This window comes from uncultured Clostridium sp., assembly GCF_947036855.1.
Classification (GTDB): domain Bacteria; phylum Bacillota; class Clostridia; order Clostridiales; family Clostridiaceae; genus Sarcina.
In genome coordinates, this window is the sequence record NZ_CAMQRY010000087.1 from 1 (window position 1) to 10,601 (window position 10,601).

At 29.9% G+C, this 10,601-nt stretch carries 9 protein-coding genes; 2 read left to right on the forward strand and 7 right to left on the reverse strand.

From position 1 onward, the window contains the following. Positions 1 to 399: CPBP family intramembrane glutamic endopeptidase (locus tag Q0V15_RS09215; RefSeq protein WP_297438261.1), on the forward strand; the 399-nt coding region annotated here is incomplete at its 5' end. Positions 400 to 476: 77 nt separating this feature from the next. On the opposite strand, the gene Q0V15_RS09220 is transcribed toward Q0V15_RS09215, so the two are convergent. From Q0V15_RS09220 to Q0V15_RS09240, 5 genes are all read right to left on the reverse strand, one after another. Beyond that, a complete protein-coding gene (locus Q0V15_RS09220) occupies positions 477 to 2,630 on the reverse strand; it encodes a Tex family protein (protein WP_297438263.1) in 2,154 nt (717 codons plus the stop codon). Positions 2,631 to 2,655: 25 nt separating this feature from the next. Further along, positions 2,656 to 3,760 (reverse strand): peptide chain release factor 2 gene (gene prfB, locus Q0V15_RS09225; RefSeq protein WP_297438265.1). Its coding sequence is split into 2 segments (ribosomal slippage): positions 2,656 to 3,681 and positions 3,683 to 3,760, totalling 1,104 coding nucleotides; the frame shifts between segments, so codons are not numbered across the junction. A gap of 247 nt (positions 3,761 to 4,007) precedes the next feature. Continuing rightward, entirely contained in the window at positions 4,008 to 5,300 is a 1,293-nt protein-coding gene (locus Q0V15_RS09230) for a conjugated bile salt MFS transporter (protein ID WP_297438267.1), read from the reverse strand. A gap of 236 nt (positions 5,301 to 5,536) precedes the next feature. Then, positions 5,537 to 5,935, reverse strand: a complete 399-nt coding sequence (locus Q0V15_RS09235; RefSeq protein ID WP_297438269.1) for a YbaN family protein — start codon at positions 5,933 to 5,935, stop codon at positions 5,537 to 5,539. A 166-nt stretch (positions 5,936 to 6,101) separates the two neighbouring features. Then, a complete protein-coding gene (locus Q0V15_RS09240; protein WP_297438272.1) occupies positions 6,102 to 7,601 on the reverse strand; it encodes a carboxypeptidase M32 in 1,500 nt (499 codons plus the stop codon). A gap of 396 nt (positions 7,602 to 7,997) precedes the next feature. Between Q0V15_RS09240 and aspD the strand changes: the two genes are divergently transcribed. Further along, positions 7,998 to 9,626 carry an aspartate 4-decarboxylase gene (gene aspD / locus Q0V15_RS09245; protein ID WP_297438273.1) on the forward strand — a complete coding sequence of 543 codons (1,629 nt, stop codon included), beginning with the start codon at positions 7,998 to 8,000 and terminating at the stop codon, positions 9,624 to 9,626. A gap of 55 nt (positions 9,627 to 9,681) precedes the next feature. On the opposite strand, the gene Q0V15_RS09250 is transcribed toward aspD, so the two are convergent. Together Q0V15_RS09250 and Q0V15_RS09255 are read right to left on the reverse strand one after the other, a co-directional pair. Further along, positions 9,682 to 10,017 (reverse strand): rhodanese-like domain-containing protein, encoded by a 336-nt coding sequence (locus Q0V15_RS09250; protein WP_297438275.1) that lies wholly within the window; start codon positions 10,015 to 10,017, stop codon positions 9,682 to 9,684. Between the two features lie 58 nt (positions 10,018 to 10,075). Beyond that, on the reverse strand, positions 10,076 to 10,582 hold the full coding sequence (locus Q0V15_RS09255) for a GNAT family N-acetyltransferase (RefSeq protein WP_297438277.1): 507 nt from the start codon (positions 10,580 to 10,582) through the stop codon (positions 10,076 to 10,078). Positions 10,583 to 10,601 lie beyond the last annotated feature (19 nt).

Here is a 10,601-nt window from a genome sequence, read left to right on the forward strand (position 1 = left end):
GAAGCTGCTTTTGTTGAAGAGTTATTTATGAGAGGCTTTTTTCTTAATGGACTTTTAAAGAGGTATTCACCTAAATTTGCAATCTTTGCTTCAGCATTTATGTTTGGTCTTATTCATGGTAACATTCCACAATTTATTACAGCTCTTCTTATAGGTTGTATACTTGGACTTGTTTATTACCATACAAAATCACTTGCAACTTGTATGATTATCCATGCTGCTAATAATGCTATTGCATTCCTTGCTTTTATGCCTGATTCTTTACTTCCAAAAATAATAGTTTCTATAATCTATTTTATTGTTGGATTTATATTATTTAAGAAAGGATTCTATGGACTAGAACTTGATAAAGGATTAAAATCTTTATTTTCTAAAGAGAAAGAAGTTCAAAACATATAAATTAAATTTTCTTTAAATATTTTTTTATAAAAAGAAGAGGCTACATTTGAATTTCTCAAATGTAGCCTCTTCTACTCTTATTTCATTGTTAGTGATATTCTTTTTCTTTTTAAATCAACTTCTATTATTGAAACTTCTATAACATCTCCAAGACTTACTACATCAAGAGGATGGTTTATTCTTCTTTCTGCCATCTGACTTTTGTGTACAAGTCCATCTTGGTGAACTCCAATATCAACAAATGCTCCAAAATCAGATACATTTCTTACAGTTCCCATAAGTTTCATTCCTGGTTTTAAATCTTCCATATTTATAACACCAGACTTAAGCATTGGTTTTGGAAGCTCTTCTCTTGGATCTCTACCTGGTTTTTTAATCTCTTTCATGATATCTAAAAGAGTTGGCTCTCCAATTTCAAGTTCCTGTGCAATATCTTTTAATCCTTTTATTTTAACTCTATCTTCTATATCAGAAAGATTTCCAAGTTTTAAATCTTCATTTGTATATTCTAAAAGTTTTATAAGTGAAGTAGCAGCTTTATATGACTCTGGGTGAACTCCTGTATTGTCTAAAGCTTCTTTACTTTCTGCAACTCTTAGGAATCCTGCACATTGCTCATATGCTTTTTGTCCAAGTCTTTTAACTTTTAATAATTCTTTTCTTGTTTTAAACTTACCATTTGCTTCTCTATACTCAACTATATTTTTAGCTATTGTAGCATTTATACCTGAAATATATGATAAAAGAGATGGAGTTGCTATATTTAAATCTACACCAACATTATTAACACAATCCTCAACTACCCCTTTTAAAGATTCATCAAGTTTTTTAGCTGCAATATCATGTTGATATTGACCTATACCAATTGCTTTTGGCTCTATTTTAACAAGCTCTGCAAGTGGGTCTTGAAGTCTTCTACCTATTGAAATAGCACCTCTAACTGTTACATCTAAATCTGGATATTCATCACTTGCAAGTTTTGAAGCTGAATAAACTGATGCTCCTGCTTCTGAAACTATTACATAGAAAATATCTTTTCCTGTTTCAGCTTTTATTTCACTAATCATATTTGCTATAACTTCTTCTGACTCTCTTGAAGCAGTTCCATTACCTAGTGATATAACTTCAACATTATGCTTTTTAATAAGGTCTTTCATCTTTCTGACAGGTTCTTCAAGTCTATTCTTCCCTAAAGTAACCATTACTGTGATATTTTCAAGAAACTTTCCTGTATCATCAAGAATAGCAATTTTACATCCTGTTCTAAATCCTGGGTCAAATCCCATTATAACCTTCCCTTTTATAGGTGATTGCATAAGAAGTGATTTAAGATTAGCTTTAAATATATCTATTGCTCCAATTTCAGCTCTCTCATTAAGCTCATTTCTAACTTCTCTTTCAACAGATGGATAGATAAGTCTTTTTAAAGAATCCTTTATTGATAATTCTAAATATTTATCTGTTATATCATTTCCTGTTAAAATACGCTTTTTAAGATAGTTTGTTATTTTCTCTTCATCAACACTTATACTAACTGATAGAATTTTTTCTTTTTCTCCTCTGTTAACAGCAAGTATTCTATGAGATGGTATTCTTTCTACAAGCTCATTATAATCATAGTACATTTCATATGGAGTAGTTTCATCACTTTTTCCCTTAGTAACAAGTAACCCTTGCATAGTTAAAAGTCTTCTAATCCATTTTCTATGGTCTGCATTATCAGATATTATTTCACTTATAATATCCATAGCTCCATTTAAAGCATCCTCAAAAGTTTTCACACCTTTTTCTTCATCAATATACTTTGATGCTTCATCTTCTAAATTCTCTTTAAATGTCCCTTCTAATATAAGCTCTGCAAGTGGTTTAAGTCCTCTCTCAACAGCCATTGTAGCTCTTGTTCTTTTCTTCTGCTTATATGGTCTATATAAATCTTCAACTTCTGTTAAAGTTTTTGATGCTTCTATTTGTTTTTTAAGTTCTGGAGTTAATTTTTCTTGTTCTTCTATAATTCTTATAACGTCAATTTTTCTTTCTGAAAGGTTTCTAAGATAAGTTAATCTCTCAAGTAAAGTTCTTAGTATCTCATCTGAAAGTTCACCAGTTCTCTCTTTTCTATATCTAGCTATAAAAGGAACTGTATTCCCCTCATCAAGCATCTCTATAACACTTTCAACTTGTGCTACTGAAATTCCTAGTTCCCTACTTATAATTAAATTAATATCACTCATAATCTTACTCCTATCACACTAAATTTTATTTTTGATTAGATGATAAATACGCTATTATAAAATCATCTATCTCCCCATCCATTACTGCATTTACATTAGTCATTTCCACATTTGTTCTATGGTCTTTAACAAGTGAATAAGGGTGGAACACATAACTTCTTATCTGACTTCCCCATCCCATATCTTTTAAATCACCAGTTAAATCTTCTATCTTATCTTTATGTGCCCTCTCTTTAAGCTCTATAAGTTTTGCCTTAAGCATTTTCATAGCAGTATCTTTATTAGAGAACTGACTTCTTTCATTTTGACATTGAACAACAATCCCTGTTGGAAGATGAGTTATTCTTATAGCCGAATCAGTTTTATTAATATGTTGACCACCTGCTCCACTAGCTCTAAATGTATCAACTCTTAAATCAACTGGATTTATTTCTATATCCTGTTCCTTTGTAAGTTCAGGTAATGCTTCAACAGATGCAAATGAAGTCTGTCTTTTTCCATTAGAATTAAATGGTGAAATCCTAACAAGTCTATGAATACCCTTTTCTGCTTTTAAATACCCATATGCAAACTCACCTTTAATACTTAAACTAGCACTTTTAACACCAGCCTCATCACCCGCTTGGTAATCAAGCATCTCAACTTCATAACCTTTCTTCTCTGCCCATCTTGTAAATAATCTTAAAAGCATAGAAGTCCAATCATTAGCATCAGCACCACCAACTCCTGTATGTAAAGTTAGAATAGCATTATTTCTATCATACTCACCTGAAAACATTGTTTCTATTTTAAGTTTTTCAAGTTCCTTTGAAATAAAATCAACCTCTAAAATTATCTCTACTGCTGCCTCTTCATCTCCATCTTGTGCAAAATCTTTTAAAACCTCTATATCATCTACTTTATTAACTAAAGTTCTAAAACCATCTATTTTATCTTTAATATTTTTACTCTCTTGCGTAATTTCTTGTGCTCTGCTGACATCATCCCAAAAACTATTTTCCTGCATTTTAAGCTCAAGTTCTTGATGCTGTTTCTCTAGTCCTACAAAGTCAAAGTAAGTTCCCCATTTCCTCTAAAGTTGTTTTAAGTTCTGGAAGCTTACTAAGTTTTATTTCAAGTTCCATATTCAACTACAATCACCTCTTTTTATCATTAAAGCTAAAGCTAAAATGACTAATTTTAATATAATATTAGTATATCATTTTATGGAAAAAATAAAAAATAGACCTAGAATTTTTTCTAAGTCTATTCTCATTATTATATTAAAAATACTACATATAAAAGGCTTTTTTAATCTCATGTTCATTTTAGTGTAGTCTCATAACACTTTTTCCAACTTAATTGTGTGTAGTAACTACACTTTTTATAATTTTATCATTAATTTACTTCTATCTTTCTATTTTTAAACTCTTCAGTTCTCTTAGCATTAACTTTCTTCATTCCAATAGATGCTATTATAATTAATATATAAGCAATTATCACCATTATAATAACTATCATCCAAACAAAGCTATATCCCATTTTACTTACAATTACTCCAAACATACTTGAACCAGTTGCATATCCAACAGCAAACATAAGATTTATAATTCCAAGTATTGCTCCATAATTTTTCTTTCCAAAGAATGAACCTGTCATATAGGCTACACCCATAATATATGAGAATATTGAAATTCCAAAGAATGCTGCAAATCCAAATGCTAGGTTTTTATTAGTTACACTTAGCATTAAAAGTATACAACCAATAGTTGCAGCACTTCCTGCCATTGCTATACATTTAGTAATTCCAAGTTTATCAAATAATGCTCCACCTGCAAGGTTTCCAAGTAATGAGAATATAGCTACAACTGAACCAACTGAACCAATTAAGGCTGGTGCAAGTTTAACTTCTGTCCCAAGATATCCTGGGTATTGAACCATTAAAGCTGAAATATATAATCCAATTAAAGCAAAGGCAACTGCCATGCACCAAAAATATTTAACATTTTTAAGCTCTTTAACTGAATAACTTATATCAACTGAATTTTCATCTTTTTTAATATGATTTTTTGCTTTTACTAAATCTGATTCTCTACTTGGCATTTTCAAAATAAATATTGTTACAATAAGCCCAACAAGTAAAGAAACTCCTCCAAATATAAAATAAGATTTTTTATATCCATTATTTAAAAGAGAGATTGCTGCAAACTGTTGTAAAAACATATTACCAAAAGCTCCCCCTGCAAAGGCAAGTCCCATAGCTTTCCCTTTAATTTCTTCTGAGAACCAACTATTTATAAGAAGTGGAACCCCTATTGAAGAAATTACAGCTGTTCCAACTTGTGTTATAGCTCCAATTAAATAAAACTGCCATAAACTTTCTGCAAGTCCAAAACTCATAAATCCAAGCCCTGATAATATAGCACCAACAATTAAAATCTTCTTAGCATTATACTTTGCATACAATCCACCAATTATAGGTGATGCAATGGCTGCTACTATTGTTGAAATTGTGAAAATAAGTGAAAAACCAGCAAGTGGAAATCCCTCTCCCTTAACAACATAAGACATAAATTGTGGTTGAATATTAGATGCAACACTAAATGGAATCGCCTGAATAAGCATACATCCTACAAGTATAATCCAACCGGTTAAAATCTTTTTAGAATTTATCTTAACAGAACTAGTCAAAATATATTTCCCCCTCTGATTACTGTAATCCAACCGTTGAATTACAGTTCATTAAAATATTAAATTATTACAATGCAATTGTAACATCTCAATACAATATTTTACATAAAAATACTAATTTCTTCTCAGTTTATTAACTTTTAATGCAGAATAGACTTAAAAGAATTCTTCTAAATCTGTTTAAAAAGTAAAAAAGATAAACTCCAAATTAAATTGAAATTCACCTTTTAATAAACTTATTCCTCAACTTTTTCTACTGATGGCTCTTTTATTGTTTTAATTTTAAAGAAGAAATACCAATATTTAAATATGATTATTATAGATAACCCAATATTCATATAAAAATTTCTAACTATAATCATAGAAGTTATTATAAAAATATCTGCAACAATTATTATAGAAATCTTCCTCTTTAAAGTTAAACCTTTCTTCTTAACAAAATCCTCTACATATGTTTTATATAATTTAGTCCCCACAAACCACCTATTAAATTTCTCTGAGCTTTTAAAGAAACAAATATAACTAAGTATTAAAAATGGTGTAGTTGGTAATACCGGTAGTGCAATTCCTACACAGCCAATTATAAGACTTATAAATCCAATAATAAGTAAAAAAACTTTTAAAATCCTGTTCATCTAAACCCCTCCTATCCATCTATTATTAGCAGTTTATGAAGTTATATGTACTTTTGTTCTTTATATCAAATTACTATAGCTATATCATATAATAAAAATTATCAAGCTAATTTTTTCGACAAAAAAGGTGAATTTCTATTTAATTAAATAGAAACTCACCTTTTTACTATTTTAAATTATATATTTTATAATATTTTTCATTAAGATAGTCAATGAAATATTTACCTGATAATTCCTCACCAGTACACTTTTGTATAAGCTCACTAGGATTATATATAGCCCCATACTGATGAACATTATCTTTAAGCCAGTTGTAAACTCCACTTAAATCTCCATTTGCTATATCAATATTCATATTCTTATACTCACTCTTCATCTTAGAAAGCATTTGTGCCCCATAAAGGTTTCCAAGTGCATAGCTTGGGAAATATCCAAAAGCTCCATCAGACCAATGCATATCCTGAAGTATTCCTGTAGAATCACTATCTGGAACTATACCTAAGTATTCCTCATACTTATTATTCCAAGCTTCTTTAACTCCATCAATATCAAGACTTCCCTCAATTAATGCTTTCTCAATTTCATATCTAATAATGATATGAAGATTGTAAGTAAGCTCATCAGCCTCTGTTCTAATAAGAGATGGCTTAACAAGGTTTATAGCATTATAAAAATCTTCTTCTGAAATATCTTTAAATTCTTCAAATTCAAATTTAGTAAATTCTAAGAAGTAACTCCAAAACTCTTTACTTCTTCCTATTATATTCTCATAAAATCTTGATTGAGATTCATGAATACTCATAGAAAGTGCACTATCAAGACCTGTTCCTTGAAGCTCATCTGGAATATTTTGCTCATAAATTCCATGTCCACCTTCATGAATACATCCAAATAGGCAGTATGTGAACTCATCATGTGCGTAGCTAGTTGTTACCCTAACATCATTATTCCCAAATCCAGTTGTAAATGGATGCATACTCTCATCAAGTCTTCCTTTTTCAAAGTCATATCCCATTTTAGATAAAACAAATTCTGAGAATTTCTTTTGCTTATCTTTTGGGAATTTTCCTGTAAAGAAACTATTATCAATAACTTTATCACTTTTTTCAATTTTTCTAAGAAGCTCTAAAACTCCATTTTTAAGTTCTAAGAAAGTTTTATCAAGTTTCTTAACTGTAAGCCCTTCCTCAAACTCACCAAGAAGTGCATCATATTTACTGTCCTCATATCCAAAATACTCAGCAAATTCACGCTTAAAATCAATCATAATTTTAAGATGTGGCTTGAAAATCTCAAAATCATTATTCATTCTAGCCTTTTGCCATGCATCAAAAGAAATTCCAGTAGCACCAACAAATGCTCTGTATCTAGCCGCTGGTATTTTTATAAATCTATCATAATCAATTTTAGCAACTTTAACTATTGCTCTATCTTTTTCTGATAGCTGATTTAAAATACCCATTGCCTCATCAAGTAAAAATCCCATCTTATCTGATGTACTAAGTGCAAAAGCATCTGAAGATATTTGTTCTATAACACTTGAACGTTTTGCAATTCCTTTACTTGGCATCATAGTTTGCATATCCCATGATAAAACTGCAACTGCATTATTTAAATTACTTATCTTTTCAAGTTCTAACTTTAATTCATCTAATCTATTATCCATAAAAATTCCTCCATCTAATATAATTTATTCTCTTATACTAAATTATAACTTCAAAACAAAGAACTTCAATACCCACAAAATATTAATTTTATCTATTCTCATACATTTTTCAAAAAAACATCTTAACTTTTTTATATTTTTTCAAATCATTATCTATACTTTTAATACTAAAATAATTTTTTTCTTGCAGTATTTATCGAAAATAGCAGTTATATTGCAATTTAATAAGTATTTATTTAAAATCTCACTTTATACACTCCTAATAGTAGACAAGCTTTACTTCCCTGTAACTAAATCGTGCTATAATTTATTTACTTAAAAGATAAAAATATAGCTTTTATGTTACACATAAGAACTTTAGAAATAAAATAACTTACTTCCAAGGAGGCTTGACTAATGAAAAACATACAAGAAGAAGAAATTGAAAAAATCTATGGTAAAGTTAGTCCATTTGAATTTAAGGATGAACTTATAAACCTAGCTACTAGACCTGAAAAAAAAAGTACAAGAGCTTTACTTGATGCTGGGCGTGGAAATCCAAACTGGATATCAACAACTCCAAGAGAAGCCTTCTTTACATTTGGACAGTTTGCAATAACTGAATCTAAAAGAGTTTGGGAAGAAAAAGATCTTGGTGGAATGCCTCATAAGAATGGCATTTATGATAGATTTAAAAAATTCGTGAAAAATAATGAAACTGCACCTGGTATAGAACTTTTAGATAAAATTGTTGAATATGGTGTTTTTGAGAAAAACTTTGATAAAGATAGATTTGTCCATGAACTTACTGATGCTATAATTGGTGATAACTACCCATTCCCTGATAGAATGCTTATACATATAGAAGCTTTAGTGCATGAATATCTTACAAAAGAAATGTCTTATGATACTGGAAAAGGTGGGAAATTCGATATATTTGCCGTTGAAGGGGCAACTGCTGCAATGTGCTATATATTTGATACATTAAAAGCTAATAATCTTTTAGTTAAGGGTGATAAAATTGCTATAATGGTTCCTGTTTTCACACCATATCTTGAAATTCCAGTACTACCTCAATATGAACTTGAAATAGTTCCTATTATTGCTAACTCTGATTCAAAAACTAGAGAAAAGCAAGGACAATACCCTGATGAGGAATTAGATAAGCTTAAAGATCCAAAGGTTAAGGCACTATTTATAGTTAACCCAAGTAATCCATCATCAATAGCACTTGACTGTGATGGAAGAAGTTATATTGCTAATATAGTTGAAAACTATAATAAAGATTTAATGGTTATCTCAGATGATGTTTATGGAACTTTTGTAGAAGATTTTAAATCTCTTATGGCTGAGATACCATATAACACTATTGGAGTTTATTCATTCTCTAAATACTTTGGAGTTACTGGTTGGAGACTTGGAACAATAGCACTTCATGAAAATAATGTTTTTGATAAACTTATAGCAGAACTTCCTAATGTTTTCAAAAGAGAACTTAGAAGTCGATATGGGCATTTAAGCACTACACCTGAGAAAATAAGTTTTATTGATAGAATTGTTGCTGATAGTAGACAAGTTGCCTTAAATCATACAGCAGGGCTTTCTACACCACAACAAGTTCAAATGGCATTCTTCTGTATGTTTGCAGTTCTAGATAAGAATGATGATTATAAAAATCTAACAATGGATATATGTAAAAGAAGAAAGAAACTTCTTTATGATGGACTAGGTATAGATTTAAAGCTTAACCCACTTAGTGCACACTACTATGTTGAGTTTGATTTACTTGACTGGGCAGAAAATAATTATGGTAGCGACTTTGCAATATTCCTTGAAGATAACTATAAGCCAGTTCAAGTTTTATATAGACTTGCAAAAGAATCTTCAATTGTTCTTCTTGGTGGTAGTGGTTTTCAAGGACCTCAGTGGTCTATAAGAATCTCTTTAGCTAATCTTAATGATGAAGCATACAAAGAAATCGGACATGCTTTAAGAACTATCTCTCAGGGATTCCTTGAAGAATTTAAAGCAAGTACAGTAAAATAAATTTATAATATAAAAATGGACTGCTAATAAATAAAATTTACTAGCAGTCCATTTTTTAATTCTTTTTCATATAAGTATCCATGCCCTCTTTAAGATTATAAACATGCTCAAATCCACTTCTTCTAAGAATAAGCATAGCCCCCTTACTTTTTGTTCCCATTCCACAATAAACTAAAATCTTACGTTTTTTATACTTTTCAAGCTCTGGAAGCTTTTTAATCAGCTCCTCTATAGGTACATTTATCGCTCTAGCAATTGCACCTCTTTCAAACTCATGCTTTGCTCTAACATCTATAATAAGCATATTTCTATTTTCATTTATAAGCTTCATAGCCTGTGCACCATCTAAATTATCATTCCAATTTCCAAAAACACTTTGCAATAACCCCAATTAAATCCCACCTTTTAATTTATTTCAACACCTTAATTTCACTCTAGTTTCTAATCTTTTATTTTAAATATTTTTCAAAAGCAACTCTCTCGCTACCATCACAAACATAAATTATTCCACAATACTCAAAGCCATTTTTCTTAATAGAATTTTGCATAGGAATATTATCCTTATGTGTATCAATCTTTATACTTTTAATATTTCTATCATTACAAAGATTTTCTGTTTCTTTTATAATTTGCCCAGCGATGCCTTGCCCCTTAGCCTCTTCTAAAACAGCAATTCTATGTATAACAGCAAATTCTTCAGTACTTATCCAATTCCCCTTATAAATCTTTTCATATGTTTTATCACCATCAAATGAAATTGCAGCAGTTCCTAATATCTTTTCATTCTTCTCTAAAACATATGATATACCCTTTTTTATATCTTCTTTTATTGATTCTTCATTTGGATATCCACTTTGCCACTGGTCAAGCCCTTGATTCTTAAGTGATTTCTTTGCATCATTTATTATATTCATTACTTCTTTAATATCTTTAATTTCCGACTTTCTAAATATCATATTTCCTCCTCCTTTTTAA